Origin of the sequence: Thermaerobacter sp. FW80, from assembly GCF_004634385.1 — a bacterium.
GTDB classification, from domain to species: domain Bacteria; phylum Bacillota; class Sulfobacillia; order Thermaerobacterales; family Thermaerobacteraceae; genus Thermaerobacter; species Thermaerobacter composti.
Genome location: NZ_CP037895.1, coordinates 2847630 through 2866789, shown reverse-complemented (window position 1 = coordinate 2866789; position 19160 = coordinate 2847630). Strand labels below are relative to the sequence as shown.

The 19160-nt window shown below is 72.5% G+C and carries 19 protein-coding genes and 1 pseudogene; 12 read left to right on the top strand and 8 right to left on the bottom strand.

The features are described 5' to 3' along the window. Positions 1-197: 197 nt before the first annotated feature. Positions 198-398 carry a hypothetical protein gene (locus E1B22_RS11860; RefSeq protein ID WP_135225808.1) on the bottom strand — a complete coding sequence of 67 codons (201 nt, stop codon included), beginning with the start codon at positions 396-398 and terminating at the stop codon, positions 198-200. Positions 399-614: 216 nt separating this feature from the next. Between E1B22_RS11860 and E1B22_RS11855 the strand changes: the two genes are divergently transcribed. Together E1B22_RS11855 and E1B22_RS11850 are read left to right on the top strand one after the other, a co-directional pair. After that, a complete protein-coding gene (locus tag E1B22_RS11855; protein WP_207669880.1) occupies positions 615-1763 on the top strand; it encodes an MFS transporter in 1149 nt (382 codons plus the stop codon). A 985-nt stretch (positions 1764-2748) separates the two neighbouring features. Further along, the gene (locus E1B22_RS11850) at positions 2749-3351 is read left to right on the top strand and encodes an ECF transporter S component (protein WP_135225806.1); all 603 of its coding nucleotides are present in this window, start codon (positions 2749-2751) and stop codon (positions 3349-3351) included. 316 nt (positions 3352-3667) lie between these two features. Here E1B22_RS11850 and E1B22_RS11845 read toward each other — a convergent pair. Then, positions 3668-3964: pseudogene (locus E1B22_RS11845) on the bottom strand (YunC family protein); the annotation flags it as partial. A gap of 543 nt (positions 3965-4507) precedes the next feature. On the opposite strand from E1B22_RS11845, the gene E1B22_RS11840 reads away from it, so the two are divergent. The 4 genes from E1B22_RS11840 to E1B22_RS11825 all read left to right on the top strand — a co-directional run bounded on the left by E1B22_RS11840 (position 4508) and on the right by E1B22_RS11825 (position 8736). After that, the gene (locus tag E1B22_RS11840) at positions 4508-5722 is read left to right on the top strand and encodes a hypothetical protein (protein ID WP_207669879.1); all 1215 of its coding nucleotides are present in this window, start codon (positions 4508-4510) and stop codon (positions 5720-5722) included. Between the two features lie 426 nt (positions 5723-6148). Continuing rightward, on the top strand, positions 6149-7309 hold the full coding sequence (lipA, locus tag E1B22_RS11835) for a lipoyl synthase (RefSeq protein ID WP_243123445.1): 1161 nt from the start codon (positions 6149-6151) through the stop codon (positions 7307-7309). Next, a complete protein-coding gene (gene lipB, locus E1B22_RS11830) occupies positions 7306-8022 on the top strand; it encodes a lipoyl(octanoyl) transferase LipB (protein WP_243123443.1) in 717 nt (238 codons plus the stop codon). Before lipA ends, lipB begins: the two co-directional genes overlap by 4 nt. 42 nt (positions 8023-8064) lie before the next feature. Continuing rightward, positions 8065-8736, top strand: a complete 672-nt coding sequence (locus E1B22_RS11825) for an MBL fold metallo-hydrolase (protein WP_135225804.1) — start codon at positions 8065-8067, stop codon at positions 8734-8736. Here E1B22_RS11825 and E1B22_RS11820 read toward each other — a convergent pair. Next, positions 8733-9335 (bottom strand): DUF2203 domain-containing protein, encoded by a 603-nt coding sequence (locus E1B22_RS11820; RefSeq protein WP_243123441.1) that lies wholly within the window; start codon positions 9333-9335, stop codon positions 8733-8735. The genes E1B22_RS11825 and E1B22_RS11820 overlap by 4 nt on opposite strands. Positions 9336-9401: 66 nt before the next feature. Between E1B22_RS11820 and E1B22_RS11815 the strand changes: the two genes are divergently transcribed. Continuing rightward, positions 9402-9941, top strand: coding sequence for a dCMP deaminase family protein (locus E1B22_RS11815; protein ID WP_256369289.1), 540 nt, complete (start codon positions 9402-9404; stop codon positions 9939-9941). Between the two features lie 279 nt (positions 9942-10220). Here the strand turns inward: E1B22_RS11815 and E1B22_RS11810 are convergent, their stop codons facing one another. Further along, the gene (locus tag E1B22_RS11810; RefSeq protein WP_135225803.1) at positions 10221-11081 is read right to left on the bottom strand and encodes a DUF421 domain-containing protein; all 861 of its coding nucleotides are present in this window, start codon (positions 11079-11081) and stop codon (positions 10221-10223) included. 218 nt (positions 11082-11299) lie between these two features. Between E1B22_RS11810 and E1B22_RS11805 the strand changes: the two genes are divergently transcribed. From E1B22_RS11805 to E1B22_RS11795, 3 genes are all read left to right on the top strand, one after another. Further along, entirely contained in the window at positions 11300-11719 is a 420-nt protein-coding gene (locus E1B22_RS11805; protein ID WP_135225802.1) for a translation initiation factor IF-2, read from the top strand. A gap of 6 nt (positions 11720-11725) precedes the next feature. After that, positions 11726-12091 (top strand): DUF4363 family protein, encoded by a 366-nt coding sequence (locus E1B22_RS11800; protein ID WP_135225801.1) that lies wholly within the window; start codon positions 11726-11728, stop codon positions 12089-12091. Positions 12092-12261: 170 nt separating this feature from the next. Further along, complete coding sequence (locus E1B22_RS11795) at positions 12262-13305, top strand: serine hydrolase (protein ID WP_243123438.1); 1044 nt, start codon at positions 12262-12264, stop codon at positions 13303-13305. Positions 13306-13308: 3 nt separating this feature from the next. Here E1B22_RS11795 and E1B22_RS11790 read toward each other — a convergent pair whose 3' ends face one another. From E1B22_RS11790 to E1B22_RS11780, 3 genes are all read right to left on the bottom strand, one after another. Further along, the gene (locus E1B22_RS11790) at positions 13309-14304 is read right to left on the bottom strand and encodes a hypothetical protein (protein ID WP_135225800.1); all 996 of its coding nucleotides are present in this window, start codon (positions 14302-14304) and stop codon (positions 13309-13311) included. 259 nt (positions 14305-14563) lie between these two features. Beyond that, on the bottom strand, positions 14564-15967 hold the full coding sequence (locus E1B22_RS11785) for an aspartate ammonia-lyase (RefSeq protein ID WP_135225799.1): 1404 nt from the start codon (positions 15965-15967) through the stop codon (positions 14564-14566). A gap of 57 nt (positions 15968-16024) precedes the next feature. Next, positions 16025-16960 carry a TerC family protein gene (locus tag E1B22_RS11780; protein WP_135225798.1) on the bottom strand — a complete coding sequence of 312 codons (936 nt, stop codon included), beginning with the start codon at positions 16958-16960 and terminating at the stop codon, positions 16025-16027. 471 nt (positions 16961-17431) lie between these two features. On the opposite strand from E1B22_RS11780, the gene crcB reads away from it, so the two are divergent. Further along, on the top strand, positions 17432-17809 hold the full coding sequence (crcB, locus tag E1B22_RS11775) for a fluoride efflux transporter CrcB (RefSeq protein WP_135225797.1): 378 nt from the start codon (positions 17432-17434) through the stop codon (positions 17807-17809). Positions 17810-18006: 197 nt separating this feature from the next. Then, positions 18007-18393 (top strand): DUF190 domain-containing protein, encoded by a 387-nt coding sequence (locus E1B22_RS11770; protein ID WP_135225796.1) that lies wholly within the window; start codon positions 18007-18009, stop codon positions 18391-18393. Here the strand turns inward: E1B22_RS11770 and E1B22_RS13590 are convergent. Then, entirely contained in the window at positions 18390-18977 is a 588-nt protein-coding gene (locus E1B22_RS13590) for a cupredoxin domain-containing protein (protein ID WP_243123435.1), read from the bottom strand. The genes E1B22_RS11770 and E1B22_RS13590 overlap by 4 nt on opposite strands. Positions 18978-19160 lie beyond the last annotated feature (183 nt).

Here is a 19160-nt window from a genome sequence, read left to right as displayed (position 1 = left end):
CCTGAACGGTCTCCAAGGCCGGCACGCCGCCGAGCACCGGTGAAAACCCCCCGCGCCGCCCCGCGCCGCTGAGAGCCGGCGTGCTGTCGCAAGCCGGCGCGGTTCCTGCCCCCGCCACCAAGCCATGGCGCGCCCCTGCCGGCCCTGGCTTGACGGTGATCCCCCAGCACTCAACCTTGTTGGTGGTTGCCTGGCGCTCAACGAAGTTCGCCGGTGCCACCAGCATCGTTGCGGCGGCGGGCGAGAACGGTCGACACGGCCCAGATGACTCCGCCGGCGATCAGCAGGAAAGGAAGCAGGCCGAGGCCCAGGGTAAAGGCGAAAATGCCGAGCCGTGCCACCAGCAGCAGAGCAAGTCCGACCACGACCAGCGTCAGCGCCCAGCCCATGACGACCACCCCACCGGTCATCCGGTTCGTCAGGCATAACCTGCCCGGAAGGGCCGGGGCCGAGACCGGCGCCTTGTAACAGCGGGCGTAGGGCCTAGGCGCGATGGCAACGACTGCTAGGATACGAAGGGCCGTGCCTGGGGGTGCGACCGGGCGCTCCAGTTCATCGTGCTGGCCGGTTTGATCAGCTTGTTCACGGACGTCACGTACGAAGGGGCCCGCAGCGTGACGGGGCCCTTTCTGCTGCAGCTGGGTGCGGGTGCGGCGGTCGTCGGCTGGACCGCCGGGCTCGGGGAGTTTGTCGGCTACGCGCTGCGGCTCCCTTTTGGCCGCGTCGCAGACCGGACCGGCCGCTACTGGTTCCTCGCCGGCCTTGGTTACGTCCTCAACCTGGTGGCCGTTCCGCTGCTTGCCCTCGCCGGAAACTGGCCGGTGGCATCGGGACTGATCCTGCTGGAACGGTTCGGCAAGGCCATCCGGACCCCGGCGCGGGACGCCATGCTGTCCTTCGCCGTGCAACAGACGGGCCGCGGGTACGGGTTCGGTTTGCACGAGGCCCTGGACCAGGTGGGGGCGGTGGTCGGGCCTCTTGTGGTGGCCTTTGTCCTGGCGCAGGGTGGCGGCGTTCGTCGCGCCTTCGCCTGGCTGGCGATCCCTGCCGCCCTCACGCTGGCCTTGCTGGTCGTGACCCGCTGGCGCTATCCGGCTCCGCAGGAGTTCGAAGGGCCGCCAGGCTGCGAAGGGCGCCCAGGCGACCAGGCCTCGGCGCCCGCGGCGGGCCGCCCAAGGGCCGGTACGGCGGACCCTCCCGCTGGACTGGGGCCGCTTCTGCCCTTTTTCGGCTTCATCGTGCTGTCGGTGGCCGGATTTGCCCACTTCCAGCTGTTGGCCTATCACTTCGAGCACCGGGGCGTGCTGGATGAGCCTTCCATCCCCATGGCCTTCGCCCTGGCCATGGCCGTCGACGCCGTGTCCGCCCTGGCCCTGGATCGGCTCTACGATCGTCATGGCTTGAGGACCCTGATGGCCCTCCCGCTGTTCACCGCCGAGGGTGCCCTGGCCCTGGGCCCCTCAGCGCGGGTCGTCTGGATCGGCATCCTGGCGTGGGGAGCTGCCCTCGGTTTGCAAGAGAGCATCCTGCGCGCGGCCCTGGCGGATTTGACGCCACCCGGTGGCCGGGCTACGGCTTTCGGCGTCTTTTCCCTTCTCTTCGGCGGTGCCTGGCTGGCGGGGAGCGTCGTCATGGGCTGGCTGTATGAACACGGCACGGGGTATGTGGTCGGCTTTTCCCTGCTCACGCAGGTGCTGGCCGGGCTTGTCCTCTACGTCGTGTTCAAAACCCGCGCGACGGAACCCGCGCGACGCCGTCCGTGACGACCTGCGCAGCGAACAACTGCGCTGCGCCGCCCGTCACAATGATGCTCGCCCGACACCCCCTCCCTTCACGACGACGGGCGTTGATCCATGGCGACCGGCACGCGGCCGGCCAATCCATCGGCGCGGCCTCTTGCCGAATCTCTGGTATAGTGAATCTAGAGGTGGGTTTTCGTCCGGACGGTCCTCACCTCCAAAATCCATGACCTTCCTTCGGGGCAGGGTGGAAGTCCCGACCGGCGGTGATGGCGGCGCGCCAATCCTGGTGCGACCGCACCAGCCCGCGAACCGCGTACCGGAGTGCCGAGCCGCGGGTCGACGGCCGCGATCGTCGTCGACGCCGCTGGGCGCGAGGGCACGGTGAAGGGCGCGGCCGATTCCGGTGAGAAGCCGGAGCCGACGGTGACAGTCCGGATGGGAGAAGGAAGGGACGCGGGACCTCCCGGTTGCCGGCACGTGCGATGCGGTCCCGCCGGCGGTCGTGCGCGGGCTCAGCCGCGGGTGGTTCGCGGCACGCCGGCGACGGCCGCAGGTCGGACGAACGCGGCGAGGCGGCGCACCGCTCCCTTTGCACCGCGGACGGGTGGTGGCCTCCCGCGATCCCCCGGTTCCGCTGAGGCTGCGGCGAAGGGCCAGGGTGCGCCGGAGACCCTCGCGCGCGGGATGGGGCTCCCGTACGGGATGGCGCTCCCGTTTCCCGTAGTGGAGCGCACCGGCGGTGGCGCACCGATCGGCGGTGCCAGTGCCGCTGGCGGCGGTGCGATCCACGCCGGCGATGGGGCGCACGCGGCGCGAGGCCGCAGCCCACCGGCCCGGTGGGCGGGATGCACCGTCGGCGGGCTGCGCGCAGCGGCATCGCACCGGGGGGTCGACGACCCGGACAACCATGGTCATACGGGTCCACCTGCGTCCGTTCCCCCGAAGGGCTGGGCGGGACGGGCTTTTTCATGCCCGCCCGCACGCTCTCTCCAGGGGGTGCATGCCGGTGGTTCGGCGCATGGTGCGCCTCGCGCTGCTTTCCTCCATGGCGTTCCTCCTCATGCTGTGGGAGGTCCAGCTGACGCCGCTGCTGCCCTTCATCCCCACCTACCTCAAGTACGACCCCGGGGATCTGCCCGTACTGATGGGGGGCTTCGCCTTCGGTCCCGCGGCGGGGGCCAGCGTGGCCCTGGTGAAGGACCTGCTCTTCCTCTTCTCCGGCAAGTCGACTGCCGGCTGGATCGGCGTCTCCGCCAACCTGCTGGCCAGCATCGCCTACGTCGTGCCCGCGGCGTGGGTCTACCGGCGGCTGGGGACCCGCTGGGCGTTGGGGCTCGCGATGCTGGTGGGCACGGTGAGCACCAGCGCGGTGATGGCCGTGGCCAACTACTTCGTCTTCCTGCCCCTGTGGGGGGTGCCGGCCGGCCAGGTGGGGACCACCGTGGTCACGGCGATCACCCCGTTCAACCTGATCAAGGGCCTGCTCACCGGGATCCTGGCGCTGGTGGCCTACCCGCGGCTGGCGCGGGTGCTGGACGACCCGGTCTTCGCCGCCCCGGCGGAGGCGCCGTTGGCCAAGGAGGCCGCCGAGGAGGGACGTCGCCCCTAGTCCGCGGCCGGCCGTGCGGGCCGCGGGACCGATCGGACGGCGGGACCGCACCTCGCCCCGCGCCAGCGCCGCTGGTGGTCGCGGGGTGGGGCGGCGTTCTGGAGGCCCTGGACCTCATGAACGCGGCCGATCGGCGGCGCGTCGCCTTGGCGACGCGCCGCCGGCCGGCTCGGGATGTCGTATCGTGGGTCCCCGGCGCCGGCGCGCTTCGCGTCGAGGGCCGCGGCGTGCCTCACGCCGAGGCGTCGCCTCACGCCGAGGCGTCGTCCGCGTCGCGCGGGCCGACCGGGGCCTGGGGATCGCCCGCGACGGCTAGCAGCCGCTCCAGGGCCTGGCGGCCCGTCATGCCCGGGCGGATGCCGAGGCGCTCCGCGGCGCGGGTGACGGCCTGCAGCGGGCGGCTCAGGAGGTCGTCGAAGTCGCGGACGCCGAGGGCGCGCCCCGCCACGACCCGGCGCTCGCCCAGCAGGTCGTCGAGCAGGCGCACGTCCAGGGCTCCGCACATGATGTACCCCGCGGGCGTGGCGATGGCCACGAGCCGCGTCTTGGGCAGCTCCACCTTCACCCCGATGGCCGTCCCTCCGGCGAGGGGAATGGGCCGAACCTCCACCACGTCGCGTCCCTCCCTCGAACCTCTGGCGCCTTCCGCTCCTGGGCTGCCTGCCTCGCAGCCGCCTGCCCTGTGGATTGCTAGCGCGGACCGTGACCCGTCCTGCGGACCGGCGGCGTCGGGCCCAGCGACGGGTCCGGGCCGGCCCGGAGCGATGGCGCGGAGATGGTGCGACCGGGCCTGGGACATCGTATGGTGCGGCCGGGACCGTCGTCCCGGAGACCCGATGACCATCCCGCGCGGGTGCCACGCGCCGCACGCCCAGGGTGGGGACCGGCGGGCAGGCCTGGCGGGTGGGCAGGGAGCGGGCGGGTGGCGGAACGCGCTGGGGTCGCGCTGCCGGAGCACCAGGACTGGGCCGCAGGAGCTGGCGCCGGGTGCTTGCCGTGCAGACGGGGCCGGACCCTTGCCGTGTACAGGACTCTGCAGGCAGGACCGCGTGCTTGCCGTGCAGGCGGGGCCGGGCCCTGCCGTGAACTGGAAGGTATAGCAGCGAGACGGCTCCGCAATCTATCCCCTGGAAGACGCGGTCAGGGGGGATCGATCATGGACGAGGCCAACGCGGCGGGTGGCCCGAGCCACGCCCAGTATGGCGCGACACCCGAGTCGTACAACCCGCGGCAGCAGTACACGTCGCAGTGGCAGTCGCCCGCCGGCGGCCACGGCTTGGGCAACCAGGCGTATGGCCAGGTGCAGTCCCAGGCGGGGCAGCCCGGTGCCCTCCAGAGCCAGGCCGGGCAGTACGGGGCCGCGCAGTACGGCACGGCGGGGTCGTACGGACAGGCGGCACCGTATGGAGCCGCCGGCCAATACCAGGCCCAGGCCGGTCAGGCCGTCCCGTATGCCGGCCAGGCGGGGCAGCAAGCGGGTCAGGCGGGAGCGTACGGCTCGTTCCAGAGCCAGGCTGGCCAGTACGCACCGTACGGCGGGGCGTACGGGCAGGCCGGAGGGGCTCCGTACGGGTCGTTCCAGAGCCAGGCCCAGGGCCCGGGCCAGGCGGGAGCGTACGGGGCAGGCGGTCCGAGCAGCCACGCCCAGTACGGGGCCACCGCCCAGAGCTACGACCCGGCGGAGAACTACAGCGCCCGCTGGCAGTCCGGGGCCCAGGCCAGCGCCGGCGGGATGGCCCAGCAGGCCCAGGGCTACGGGCAGGCGGGGCCATACGGCCAGTACGCGTCCCAGGGCCAGCTGGGCGCGTACGGGCAGGCCACGAGCCAGGCCGGTCAGTACGCCGGCCAGGCGGGGCAGCAGGCGGGTCAAGCGGGAGCGTACGGCTCGTTCCAGAGCCAGGCTGGCCAGTACGCACCGTACGGCGGGGCGTACGGGCAGGCCGGAGGGGCTCCGTACGGGTCGTTCCAGAGCCAGGCCCAGGGCCCGGGCCAGGCGGGGGCGTACGGGGGAGGCGGTCCGAGCGGCCACGCCCAGTACGGGGCCACCGCCCAGAGCTACGACCCGGCGGAGAACTACAGCGCCCGCTGGCAGTCCGGGGTCCAGGCCAGCGCCGGCGGGATGGCCCAGCAGGCCCAGGGCTACGGGCAGGCGGGGCCCTATGGCCAGTACGCGTCCCAGGCTCAGCTGGGCGCGTACGGGCAGGCCACGAGCCAGGCGGGCCCGGCCGGTTCGTCCCAGGGCCAGGGGGGGTCGGCGAGCCACGCCCAGTACGGTGCCACGGCCCAGAGCTACGACCCCCAGGAGAACTATTCCGCCCGGTGGCAGTCGGCGACGGCCAACGAGCAGACGGGCGGCGCCTACCGCGGCTGAGTGGCGGCGCGGTGGCGCCGACGAACGGCGGCAAAGGGCCGGGGGCGAGGCCCCCGGCCCTTTGCCGTGCGCCGAGCGCGGCGAGGCGGGCCGGCGAGCCGGCGGCGGACCCTTTGCCATGCGCCATTCTGCCACGAGCCAGTCGCAAGGGGGCAGAGCGGCGGCGTTCCCCCGGCCCGTTGCTTTGCCGCACCCCGGCCGCAGCCGCGCCTCGCGTTGCGGCGGGGCCGGCGCGGGACCGGAGGGGGGCGGTCGGACGGCGGAGAGGGCTCCGGCCGCCCAGCACGGCACGGGTCGTCCCCGGGGAGGAACCCGGCCGCCGAAGGCGAAGGGCCCGTGTGGTGGTGGATCGGCTGCCGTCGTCGACGGGAGCCGCCACGTCGGGCCCTGTCGCTGCGGGGGCCCTGCGAAGGTGGGATCGATCCGATGGACGCGATGAACCGCCACGCGGAAGCAGGTCTTCACGGCCATGAGGGAGCGAGGCCGCCCATCGACGGCCGGCCTGTCGACGGTCTCCGTCCGGCCGTGGTGCAGCCCGGCGTCGCCGCGGAGCACCGGGACGATCCCGCGCTCCGTGACGCCGCCACGGCGCGCGCCGCGGGCGGGGACCGGCCCCCCAGCGCCCCCCCGGCGGGACGACGTCCCGACTGGCTCAAGGTCCGCCTCGCCCAGGGCCCCAACTACAACCGGCTCAAGCGCCTGCTCCGCGGCATGGACCTCCACACCGTCTGCGAAGAGGCCCGCTGTCCCAACATCTACGAGTGCTTCGAGAACCTGACGGCCACCTTCATGATCCTGGGGAACATCTGCACGCGGGCGTGCCGCTTCTGCGCGGTCACCACCGGCCGGCCGACGGAGCTGGACTGGGCGGAGCCGGAGCGGGTCGCCGCCGCCGTCGAACGCCTCGGCCTGCGGCACGTGGTGGTCACCTCGGTGGCCCGGGACGATCTGCGCGACGGGGGCGCGATCATCTTCGCCGAGACGATCCGCGCCATCCGGAGGCGGTGCCCGGATACGGCCGTCGAGGTGTTGATCCCCGACTTCAACGGCGACTGGGACGCGCTCCAGGTGGTGCTGGACGCGGAGCCGGACATCCTCAACCACAACGTCGAGACGGTGCGGCGCCTGTCCGACAAGGTCCGGTCCCGGGCCAAGTACGACCGCTCCCTGGCCCTGTTGGCGGAATCCAAGCGGCGAGCGCCCCACATCAAGACCAAGTCGGGGCTGATGCTGGGCCTGGGGGAGACCTGGGAGGAGATCCTGGAGACGCTGCGCGACCTGCGGGCGCACCGGGTCGACATCGTGACCATCGGCCAGTATCTGCGTCCCACGCGGGATCCCATCCACCTGCCGGTGGAGCGCTACTATCACCCGGACGAGTTCGCGGAGCTCAAGCGCATCGGGCTGGCCATGGGCTTCTCCCACGTGGAGTCCGGCCCGCTGGTGCGCAGCTCCTACCACGCCCACGAGCAAGCCGACCGCGCCAGGGCGCGAGCGGCGGATGCGGAGTCCGCCGGCGCGGGGGTGCCGGCCGCGGGAGCGGCCGCCGCCCTGCCGGGGGCCGCGGGAGGCGCGGGCAGAACATGAGCGGCGACCTGCGCGTCACGTGGCTGCCGGGGCTGACCCCCTACGAGCCCGCCTGGCGGCTGCAGGAGCGCCTGGCGCAGGCCCGCGCGGAAGGCCTCCTGCCGGACCTGTTCCTCTTGCTGCAGCACCCGCCGGTCTACACCGTGGGCCGCAGCGGCCGGGACGAGGAGATCCTGCTGGATCCCGTCGCGCGGCGGCGCCGGGGGGTCCAGGTGTTCCACATCGACCGGGGCGGCAAGGTGACCTATCACGGGCCGGGTCAGTTGGTGGGCTACGGCATCGTCGATCTGAAGAACCTGCCGGGCGGCCTCCGCCGCTACGTCCGCGGCCTCGAAGAGGCGCTGGTCGCCACCCTCGGGCGGTTCGGCATCGCGGCCCACCGGGAGGACGGGCTCGTCGGGGTCTGGGTGGGCCGGGAGAAGATCGCGGCCATCGGGATCCGCGTCCGTCGCGGCGTCACCTGGCACGGCTTCGCCTTGAACGTCGACCCGGACCTCTCCTACTTCGGCGGGATCATCCCCTGCGGCATCACCGACCGGGGCGTGACGTCCATGGGGCGTCTGCTGGGCAAGGCGCCGCCCCTGGACCAGGTGGCGCGGGTGGCGGCCGAAGAGCTGGCGCGCGTCCTGGAGCGCCGGCTGGAGTGGACGCCCTCGCTGGACTGGCTCCGACCCTGGGGGTTCCCGCTCGTCTCGGCCCCAACCGCGGGCTGATGCCGAGGCGTGCGGCGTCGAAGGCCGAGGGGGCGAAGGCCGATGCAGGAAGCGATGCAGCGATCACGGAAGGAGCCCTTTCGCATCCAGGCGTATCCGCTCGGCCCGGTGCAGGCCAACGGCTACGTGTTGCTGGACGACGTCCACCGCGTCGCGGTGTTCGTCGACGCCCCCCACGATCCCGAGCCCATGTTGCGGGCGGCCGAGGGCTACCGGGTGGCGGCCGTACTGCTGACCCACGCCCACTTCGACCACATCGGCGGCCTGCGGACGATCAAGCAGGCGACTGGGGCGCCGGTGTGGATCCACCGCAACGAAGCCGACTGGCTGGGCGACCCGGAGCGGAATCTCTCGGTGTGGCTGGAGCCGGTGGTGGCGCCGCCGGCCGACCACCTGCTGGACGGCGGCGAGCGGCTGGTCTTTGGCGGGATCGAGCTCGAGGTCCGCTTCGCTCCCGGCCACAGTCCGGGCCACGTGGTCTACGTCGGTCCGGGCGTGGTCCTGGCGGGCGACACCCTGTTCGCCGGCAGCATCGGCCGCACGGACCTCCCCGGCGGCGACCTGCCCACGCTGCTGGAGAGCATCCGCCGGGAGCTCCTGACGCTGCCCGGCGAGACCCGGGTCCTCCCCGGCCACGGACCGGAGACCCGCATCGCGACGGAGCGGGCCTCAAACCCCTTCCTCCGGGAAGGCGCCTTGCCGGCGGAACCCTAACGGCGGGAAGCGTCAGGGCCGCACCCGTCGTCGCGTCCCTGGTCGTCTGCGTCCGGGCACCCGCCGGCGGGCGCCGGCCGGTTCGTCCGCATGTCGGGAGCCTGGACCCCACCGCGGCCGGCACCCTCGGCGGCCGACGCGGCAGGGCGGGGCCGGGAGGCGGGGCGGTGCTGGAAGCTCGCACGGGGTGGCAAGGGCTTGCGGCCGCGGAACCCCTCGTGCTCGCCGTGGTAGTAGGCCACCCGGGGCTCGCCCAGCCGCCAGCAGAGCAGCACCGGCTTGCCGTCGAGCTGGGCGGGGAAATCGACCAGCCCAAGGTCCACGTCCTTGACCAGGCAGCCGAAGCCGTGGATCTCGGCCAGCAGCCGGTTCGCCTCCTCGATCGCGGACCGCAGCGCCTGGCGCGCCAGCTTATAGTCGTAGGCCATGATCAGGGTGCCGTCGGGCTTGTAGCCGACGGCCTTGATCTGTTCCATCTCCCGATAGGACTGGCGGGCCTTCTGGTAGAGCCGGCGCAGGCGCAACAGGCGCTGCCGGATGACGGGCAGCAGGGCGGTGGCCTCCTCCGGCGTGAAGAACTTGCGGCCCCCTGCAGGCATGACGGTCACCTCGACTCAAACTGGTGTTATTGTAACATCGCCCGGAACCCACGAGGAGGGACGGCGGTGGTCCACGGCGAGCCGAAGGGGCAACCCGCAGGCGGATCCTCGTCGCCGTCGACGACGTCGACGACGTCGTCGTCCTGTGCGGGGCAGGGAGCCGGCGTCGAGGGGGAGCGCCCCACCTGGGACGCCTACTTCATGGAGTTGGCCGCGGTGGTGGCCAAGCGCTCCACCTGTCCGCGGCGCCACGTGGGGGCCGTGCTGGTGCGGGATCGCCGGATCCTGGCGACGGGGTACAACGGGGCGCCGCCGGGGTTCCCGCACTGCACCGACGTGGGCTGCTTGATGCAGGACGGGCATTGCGTGCGGACCATCCACGCCGAGGCCAACGCCATCCTCCAGGCCGCGCTCCACGGCGTCACGGTGCGGGGCAGCACCCTGTACACCACCGCGACGCCGTGCCTGCACTGCGCCAAGCTGTTGATCGGCGCCGGGGTGGTGCGCGTGGTGTACCGCGACTGGTATCCCGACCCGCGGGCGGTGGAGTTCCTGCAGACGGCGGGGATCCCGCTCGAGCGATGCCGCGCGGGCGCACCCTCCTGAACGTTCGGTAAAAAGAGCAGAGGCGCTGCGCCGTGGCGCAATCGCCTCTGCCGGGGGCATGGGTACCCTCCGGCCCGCCACCGGACGGGCGGGGCAGGCGACCGTCCGGGCGGGGCCGGAAGCTTGCGGTGGACTGGTCTCGGAACCCGACCGGTCACCCTGCGGGGTCGAAGGGGCAGGACGTGCACCCCGCTGCTTCTCGCTGCGACACGGTCCGGTGGAACCCTGCTCGTTTCGGGACGCGAATCGACTTTTGGACCGCGGATGGGCGGACGTCCGTCAGCGCACCAGGGCGTCCAGTTCCTTCCGGAGCGCGGCGGTCTTGCGGGCGTACTCCTCGTACAGTCGACGGGCGTCGGGGTCGTCGGTCTCCAGGGCCCAGCTGGTGAAATCGGCCTGCAGGGCCTCCAGGTCCGCGCCCAACGCCTCGCGGCTCGAGGGCTGGACGACCTGCTGCGTGTCCTGGCGCAAGTCCACGTACAGCTGGTCCCCGATCACCTGGGCCAGCATCACCTGGCGGGGGTCGTCCACCCCGTGGCGCAGGAGCTCCTGCTCGAGCCACGCCCGGTCCTTCCCCGCCGCCCGCAACGAGTTGGGAAGAACCTGCCCGTCGGCGATGACCACGTAGGGGAAGGTGGGCCGCGACGGGGTCGTGACGCCCGCGGTCTTCGGCGTTAGCGGCTCGTACTCCGGCTTCCTGAGCACGGTGATCTCGCCGTTGGTCTCCATCAGCGCCCAGTCCACCTGCTTCAGGTCGAAGACCTCCTTCTCGCGGAGCAGCTCCATCAGCTCGGCCACCGAGAGCCGGGCCTGCCGCAGCCCCTTCTCCTGGACCTGCCCGCGGGCCACTAGCACCACCGGCTCGCCCTCGATGAACTTGCGCGCGACGTTGCTGGACTGCTGCAGGTAGGCCAGCGCCACCGCCGCCGCCGCCCAGATCGCGGCGCCCACCACGCCGTCCAGGAAGCGGTTCTGCGGGTCGGTGGACGCCTGGGCGGCGATGGAGCCGATGGTGATGCCGACCACGTACTCGGTGAAGGTCAGCTGGGAGACCTGCTTGCGCCCGACGAAGCGGGTCAGGAAGAAGAGCCAGACGAAGGCCAGGATGGAGCGGATGACGACCAGCAGCGTCTCAGGCACCCGCACGTCCCCTCCATGCCGCCGTCCCCGGGCCTTGGTCCCGTCGCCCGCCGGCCACCGGGCGCGGCGGAACCGGATTCCTTCTGGGCAGTCTCTGCTGCCGCGTCGCGAAATACGCGCCCCCGGGGCGGGGGATACTCGCTGTCGACGGCAGCGGTTGGGGGCGGGGTCCCGCCCGCCACGGGCCGGCGGGACCTTGCCCGCGAGGAGGGCCGATCATGACCACCTATGCCAAGCTGCTGCGGGCGGCGGCGACCCTGAAGCGCGTGCGCGCCGGCCTCGACTCGCTGGCCGCCCGGGCGCAGACGGAGGAGGAGCGGGAACGGCTGCGCCGTGCTGCGGCCCAGGCACGGGTGATGGAACAAGGGCTGGAGCGCCGGATCCGCCAGGTGGCGGCGGAAGAACCGGAATACGCGCGCCAGTCGCCGGGTGGCGCGCTGATGGGGGAGCAGGGGGCCGTCGCCGACGGGCAGCGATCGGGGGACGACCGTGCCGGCGACGAAGGAGGGACCCCCCCGAGCGGTTCGCGGGAGGGTGCGCGACGCCCCCGGGGCACCGGCGAGGCTGCGGCCGGCGAGGCCACGGTGGTCGGGCGCGGGACCGCGGGAGGACGCGGCGCGGCGGGCGGCCGGGAGTAGGACGCCATGAAGACACGGCGATACGTGATCTTTGCCGTGCTGGTGGCGCTCGGCTTGGCGATCCTGGTGGCACCGACCTACTTCCGCAAGCCGCTGACCCCCAGCGGTCCGGTGGGACGCGGCATCGCAGAGACCCTGGCGGCGGTTCGGGCGGGCGACTGGGATCGCGCCAGCGCCCTGGCTGCGCGCCTGGAGTCCGAATGGAAGCGGGTCAAGGTGCCCATCGCCATCAACAGCGACGCCACCGCGATCCGGGAGTTCGAAGCGCAGCTGGCCACCCTGCGGGCGGCCATCGAGCTGCGGGATCGGGCGGCGGCGGTGACGGCGCTGGCGCTGATGACGACCCTGGTGGAGGATCTGGGCACCTACTGAGGGGGCGCGGCGCGTGAAGGCCGGCTTCGTCCGGACACGAGGGACCTCGCGCAACCGGTGGCGGGCAGCGCGCATGCCCTTGGGGGGTCGCGGGGTGCGCACACCCCTCGGGTTCGGCGGGGTGCACATGCCCTTCAGGGGTGGCGGGGGGCGCATGCCCTTCGGGCTGGGTGGGGTGCGCACACCCTTCAGGGGCGGCCGCGCGCAAACCCTTCGGGGTCGGCGCCCTGGCGCTGGCAGCGGCCATCGCCCTGGCCGGGTGCGGCCTGGCACCAGGGGGCGGGCTGCAGGGTGAGCGCCGCGCACCGGAGGGGGCGGCGAAGCCCGATCGCGCGCCGGGGCTCTCGGCCACCACCCTCCCGGTGGTCGACCCCGACTCCGGGGACACCCTGGCCCGCCTCGACGAGCTGCTGGATCGGGCCGCGCTGCGGCCGGGGGCGCGGCAGCCCGACTACCGCCCGCTGGTGGAGAAGGTCCGGTCCTTCATCGCGACGCGGCCCCAGACCTTCGGCATCTACTTCAAGGACCTGCAGACGGGGGCCACGTGGGGCATCAACGAGCGGGAGCCGATCCACGCGGCGAGCACCATCAAGGTCCCGCTGGTCCTCTACGTGAACCACCAGGTGGCCGCAGGGCGGGCCCGCATGGACGACCGGGTGGTCTACGAGCCCGACCGCGATCTGACGGGCGGCGCCGGGATCCTGCAGCGGGACGGCTTCCCCGGCAAGAGCTACTCGCTCCGGGTGCTCACGAACCTGTCCATCACCATCAGCGACAACGTGACGACCAACATGCTCTTCCGCCACTTCGGCAAGGAGCGGGTCGGCGAGTTCATGCGCAGCCTCGGCGGCGAGGTGATCTTCCCCGAGGGCCGGCGCATCAGCACGGCCCGGGACATGGGCCTCTACATGGAGGCCGTGCTGGACTTCGCGCGCCAGCATCCCCTGCTGGGCGGGCGCATGCTCGACGACATGGGGCACTCCATCTTCCACGTGGGGCTGCCCGGGCTGTTGCCCCCCGACGTGTTCGTCGCCCACAAGGAAGGCGACGTCGAGGGCGTGGCCGACGACGTGGGCATCGTCTTCGGCCGGCGTCCGTTCGTCCTGGCCATCCTCTCCAAGGGCGTCGAGGACATCGACCGCGGCTTCGCCGACATCGCCCGGATCAGCAAGATCGTCTACGACTACCAGGAAGGACTCGGCCCGGCGCACTGAGGCTCAGCCGAGGAACCGGAGGCCCACGACCGTCCCCAGAATGGTGACGAGGCCCCCGATCAGCCATCCGGTCAGGCGTGTGATCCTCTGATCGACGTCGCGGCGCAGATCCGCGATGGCATGCTGGACATCGCCGACCTCCCGGCGTACGGCCGTGATCTCCTGGCGCATCTCCTGGCGCAGGGCCGCCATCTCCTGGCGCATCTCCTGGCGGGCACCGGCAATCGCCTGGTGCATCGCCTGCTGCACGCCCGCGATCTCCTGGTGCATCGCCTGCTGCGCGTCGCCGATCGCTTGGCGGACGGCCGCGATCTCCTGGTGCATCGTCTGCCGCACATCAGCGGTCTCCTGGTGCACGGCGGCGATGTCCTGGCGGACGGCGGCGAACTCCTGCCGCATCTCCTGCCGCACGCCGGCGACTTCCTGGTGCATCGCCTGCTGCACGCCGGCGATCTCTTGGTGCACCGCCTGCTGCAGGTCGGCGATCTCCTGGCGGACGGCGGCGACCTCCTGGTGCATCGTCTGCCGCACGTCAGCGGTCTCCTGGCGCACGGCGGCGATTTCCTGGCGGACGGCGGCGACCTCCTGGTGCATCGTCTGCCGCACGTCAGCGGTCTCCTGGCGCACGGCGGCGATGTCCTGGCGGACGGCGGCGAACTCCTGCCGCATCTCCTGCCGCACGCCGGCGACTTCCTGGTGCATCGCTTGCCGCACGCCGGCGACCTCCTGGTGCATCGCTTGCCGCACGCCGGCGATCTCCTGGTGCATCGCCTGCTGCGCGTCGCCGATCGCCTGGCGGACGGCCGCGATCTCGTGCCGCACGTCGCCGAGCTCCCGGCGTACGTCGGCAAGCCCCCGGTGGAGGAAGTCCACGTGGCCGTAAAGCCTCTCTTGGTCGCGCCTGATGTCGTCCAAGCGCTGCATCACGAGCCAGAGGGCGTCGATGCGCTCCGGCGGTGCCCCAGGCTCCTGGCTGGCGGCCATCTCGCCCGATGCCATGCCGCGCCCCCTCCCGCTCCCCGACCTACGAAGCGTCCCCGCCGACCGGGTCAACCAATATTTTACAGCCGGCGGCGATCCGGTCAATGGATGCCAATCCAAGATGCCAATCCAGCCCAGTCGATCTACTCCAGTCCATGCCACCAGGGGCTGACGGGGGGGTCGCGTCTAGGCCACGGTGCGCGCCGCGCACGCCGCTGTGCCACGCGGCCCAAGGGCGGAGGCGGTCCGCAGCCCGCGCCGGACCGAGGGCCCGCCCTCACTCGGCCCGGCCGGGTTCGGTCATGCGCCGCGGGTCCAGCAGGCGGGCCGCCTCCTCTTCCGACAGCAGGCCCTTCTCCAGGACCAGCTGGCGCACCGTGCGGCCGGTGGCGTAGGCCTCCTTGGCGATCTCCGCCGCCGTGTCGTACCCCAGGCGCGGCACCAGCGACGTCACCATGGCCAGCGATCCCTCGATCAGCGCCTCGCAGCGCTCCCGGTTGGCCTCGATGCCGCGCACGCAGCGCTCGGTGAAGGTGGCGACGCCGTTGGCCAGGATCTCGATGGACTGCAGCAGGTTGTGGGCCATCACCGGCATCATCACGTTGAGCTCGAAGTTGCCGTGGGTGTTGCTGACGGCGATGGCCGTGTCGTTGCCGATGACCTGGGCGCAGACCATCATCAGCATCTCGGACATGACGGGGTTGACCTTGCCCGGCATGATGGACGAACCCGGCTGGGTCGGCGGGATCAGGATCTCGCCGATGCCGCAGCGGGGGCCGGAGCCCAGCCAGCGGATGTCGTTGGCGATCTTCATCAGGCTGGTGGCGACGGTCCGCAGCTGCCCGCTGGCCTCGACCACCGCGTCCCGGGAGCCCTGGGCCTCGAAGTGGTTCTCCGCCTCGCGGAAGGGCAGGCCCGTCGCCTCGGCGATGCGGGCGATGGTGCGGCGCGGGAACTCGGGATGGGTGTTGATGCCGGTGCCCACCGCCGTGCCGCCGAGGGCCAGCTCGGCCAGGTGCTCGCGCACGGCGCGCAGCCGGCGCAGGCCGTGTTCGACCATGCTGGCGTAACCTGAGAACTCCTGACCGAGGCGGATGGGCGTGGCGTCCTGCAGGTGGGTGCGGCCGATCTTGATCACGTCGTCGAAGGCCTTCGCCTTCTCGGCCAGGGCCTGGCGCAGCGCCTCGAGGGCGGGGATCAGCTTGCGCTCGATCTGCTCCAAGGCGGCGATGTGGATGGCGCTGGGGATCACGTCGTTGCTGGACTGACCCATGTTGACGTGGTCATTGGGGTGGACGCTGCGCGACCCCAGCTCGCCGCCGAGGATCTGGATGGCCCGGTTGGCGATCACCTCGTTGGCGTTCATGTTGGTCGAGGTGCCCGAGCCGGTCTGGAAGATGTCCAGCACGAAGTGGTCGTCGAGCTTGCCCTCGATGACCTCGTCGGCCGCCTGGACGATGGCGTCGGCGATGCGCCGGTCCAAGAGGCCGAGCTCAGCGTTGGTCTCGGCCGCCGCGCGCTTGATCAGGCCGAGGGCCCGGATGAAGGGGCGGGGGAACCGGATGCCGCTGATGGGGAAGTTCTCCACGGCCCGCTGGGTCTGGGCGCCGTAGAGCGCCGCGGCGGGAACCCGCATCGCACCCATGGAGTCGCGCTCGATGCGGTAGGCCTGCTCTGCCACCTGGAGCCACCTCCACCAGGACGGGCTGTGCCATCCCGATCATACCACGGGCCGCCCTCACGCCTTGTCCTTGGGCTCTCCGGCCGCCTCGGCGGGCTCGCGCCCGGGGAACAGCACCGACGCGATCACCGAGGTGCCCAGGATCAGGGCAAGGATGCCCAGGGAGGTGGTCGGCGCCAGATGGACCACGTCGATCAGCAGCATCTTCGTGCCGATGAACACCAGGGTCACCGCCAGGCCGTACTTCAGATAGCGGATCAGGGGCAGGATCGCGTTGAAGACGAAGAACAGCGACCGCAGCCCGATGATGGCGAACACGTTGGCGGTGTAGACGATGAACGGGTCGCGGGTGATGCCGAAGATGGCGGGGATCGAATCCAGCGCGAACATCAGGTCCGTGGTCTCGATCAGCACCAGCACGACGAACAGCGGCGTCGCCCACAGCCGACCGTCGCGCCGGACGAAGAACCGGCTTCCGTGGTACTCCTCCGTGACCGGCAGCAGGCGGCGGACCAGCCGCAGCACCGGGTTGCGCTCCAGCGACGCGCCTTCCTCCTCCTTCTGGCGGAGGAACCGGATGCCGGTGAAGATGAGCACCACGCCGAACACGTACAGCAGCCAGTGGAATCGCTCGAGCAGCGCGGCCCCGCCCCAGATCATCAGGCCGCGCATGATCAGGGCGCCCAGCACGCCCCACAGCAGCACCCGCGGCCGCATCGCGTCGGGCACGGCGAAGAACGAGAAGATGGCGATGAACACGAAGATGTTGTCCATGCTCAAGGCGTACTCCACCAGGTAGCCGGCGAAGTACTCCGCCATCGCGGTGCTGCCCCGAGCGGATCCGAGCCAGAGACCGAACCCCACCGCCAGGGCGACGTAGAACAGGGTGCGCGTGATCGCCTGCCGGGCGGTGGGGGTCTGCTGTCGCCGACCCAAGCCCAGGTCGAACAGGATGAGCGCCACCACCAGCAGGTTGAACAGCAGGAAGCCCACCGTTCATCCCCCTCCAACAAGAAAGACCTCCGGGTCGCTGCGAGGTGCGGCAGCGCCCGAAGGTCTTGCCCGCGTGCACCGCGCGCCGCGGGCCGGGTGGCGTAGGGTTGCCCCGTACTGACGGCCCGCGGGACCGCGGGCGGCCGGCTCGCCGCCACGCCGCGGCGGGCGGGGTCGAGCCGGTTCGTCCCGCGGCGGCTACTCCCCTTCCGGCTCTTGGACCCTGGTGCGGCGATGGGCCGCCTGCGCCAACGGCCTCGACACCCGGCCCGGCGGTTCGGTCGCCGCCCGGCGGATGCCGGGCCCGGCATGGCGACGGGCGGCGGGCCTTCGCGAACGTGGCGACGTCCGCAGGCCCACGGCGATCGCCGACTCTGCCGACTCTGGCTTTTCATTATACTGGGTGGAGACGGCGCTGGGAATGGAACCGGGATCACCGGGAGACATCGCGGGGAAGTGGAGTGGAGCTCCTTGGCGTGGATCGGTGTCGCCCTGGGCGGCGCGGCGGGGGCGGTCGTCCGCTATGGACTCAGCCAGCTGCTCGCCCAACGGATGGGAGCCTTCCCGTGGGCCACGCTGGCGATCAACGTGACGGGGTCGTTCATCCTGGCCTTCTTGCACCCGTGGCTGTTGAGCACGGTGGCCGCGCCGGCCCTGCGGGTGGCGATCACCAGCGGCTTCGTCGGGGCGTACACGACGTTCTCGACGATGACGTGGGAGGCGCTGGTGCTGGTGCGCGAGGGGCAGCCCGCGGTCGCGGCCGTCTACCTCGGGGCCAGCCTGGCCCTGGGCATGCTGGCGGCGTGGATGGGCTGGGCCGCGGCGCTGGCCCTGGGGGCGCGCTCGTGAGGCAGGGCGGGAGGCCATGCCGGCGAGGGCGTGACGGGCAGACCCGCCGAGGAAGGGCAACGCGGTGGTGAGCCCGCAGGGCCGGCCGCACCGGGCAGGCGCGCAGCCCGCCGACACGGGGCGGACCCCCGGCCCGTCGACGGCGGGGGAACCTGGGGATCGGGGCCAGGACCGCCGGCCGGAGAGGGGTGGAGGCCATGGGGATCCAGGCGCCCGCGCAGCGCTTGACAGTCTATGTCGGCGAGACGGACCGCTGGCAGGGGCAACCGCTGTATCACGCCATCGTGTTGAAGGCGCGGGAGCTCGGGCTCGCCGGGGCCACGGTCTACCGGGGCATCGAGGGCTTCGGCGCCAACAGCCGCGTCCACACGGCACGGGTGCTGGAGCTCTCCGGGGACCTCCCCGTCATCGTGGAGATCATCGACCACGCGGACCGGTTGCGGCAGATCCTGCCCTTCCTCGACGAGGCGGTGCAGGAGGGGCTCGTGGTCCTCGAAGACGTGGAGGTCGTGGCCTACCGGAGGAACCGGTCGCGGGGGCGACGGCCCGCGGGCGGCGACCACCGGGGGGACGGGGCGGGCTAGGGTTCGGCGCGAATCACCACCCGGGCCACCATCCCGTTCTTGCGGTGGCCCGGCATGCCACACCAGATGGGGAACGCGCCCGCTTCCGCGGGGGCGGTCCACTCCACCACCCGCCGCTGACCCGGCGGCAGCTCGAGGTCCGGCCCCAGCTTGCCTGCCGACTCGAGGCGGTGGGGGAGGCGGGGGTCGGCGTTGACCACTTCGAGGCGGACCGTCTCCCCGGGGCGCACCACGATCTCGGCGGGTTCGATGCGGAACTCCGGGGTGAGGGTCAGGGTCAGGCTGCGCGGACCCCAGGGACGCCCTCCGCATCCTGCGGCGAGGAGCACCAGGATGGCGGCCAGGGCGGCGAGGGCCCGGCAGGCCGGGATGCGGGGCCCGAGGCGCGAGGGATCCCGCCGGACGACGGCGGCCTCGGGCCCCGCGGCGCCGTCCCCGGGGCTGGGGTTCCACGGGGTGCCGCCGGCGGGCGAGCCGCGGCGGGCGGGTGCGACCGGGGTGCGGGCCCTCGGGCGGCGGCGGGCCCGGGTCTTCCCGGCCGCTAGGGGGCGTCGGCAGGGACCGGCGGGGGGCAGGGTCCTCATGGTCCTCCCTCCTCGCGGCGCGCCCGTCGCGCCGGACCCGCTCGGAGGCGTTCCGGCGGGACCGGCGACGGCGGCCCGCGGGGCTATGTCAGGTCTACGCCGGCGGCGCGGGCGGCAGACCGGCACCCGTTGGGCGTCCCTGGCGGGGTGGGCGGCACGAGGCGGCCGAGGGGAGGCGGCACG

Bases quoted from the DNA above. Each gene is read 5' to 3' on its own strand.
- E1B22_RS11840 (WP_207669879.1), top strand. From the start codon at position 4,508: ATGGACGAGGCCAACGCGGCGGGTGGCCCGAGCCACGCCCAGTATGGC.
- lipA (WP_243123445.1), top strand. From the start codon at position 6,149: ATGGACGCGATGAACCGCCACGCGGAAGCAGGTCTTCACGGCCATGAG.
- lipB (WP_243123443.1), top strand. From the start codon at position 7,306: ATGAGCGGCGACCTGCGCGTCACGTGGCTGCCGGGGCTGACCCCCTAC.
- E1B22_RS11825 (WP_135225804.1), top strand. From the start codon at position 8,065: ATGCAGGAAGCGATGCAGCGATCACGGAAGGAGCCCTTTCGCATCCAG.
- E1B22_RS11820 (WP_243123441.1), bottom strand. From the start codon at position 9,335: ATGCCTGCAGGGGGCCGCAAGTTCTTCACGCCGGAGGAGGCCACCGCC.
- E1B22_RS11805 (WP_135225802.1), top strand. From the start codon at position 11,300: ATGACCACCTATGCCAAGCTGCTGCGGGCGGCGGCGACCCTGAAGCGC.
- E1B22_RS11800 (WP_135225801.1), top strand. From the start codon at position 11,726: ATGAAGACACGGCGATACGTGATCTTTGCCGTGCTGGTGGCGCTCGGC.
- E1B22_RS11790 (WP_135225800.1), bottom strand. From the start codon at position 14,304: ATGGCATCGGGCGAGATGGCCGCCAGCCAGGAGCCTGGGGCACCGCCG.
- E1B22_RS11770 (WP_135225796.1), top strand. From the start codon at position 18,007: ATGGGGATCCAGGCGCCCGCGCAGCGCTTGACAGTCTATGTCGGCGAG.
- E1B22_RS13590 (WP_243123435.1), bottom strand. From the start codon at position 18,977: ATGAGGACCCTGCCCCCCGCCGGTCCCTGCCGACGCCCCCTAGCGGCC.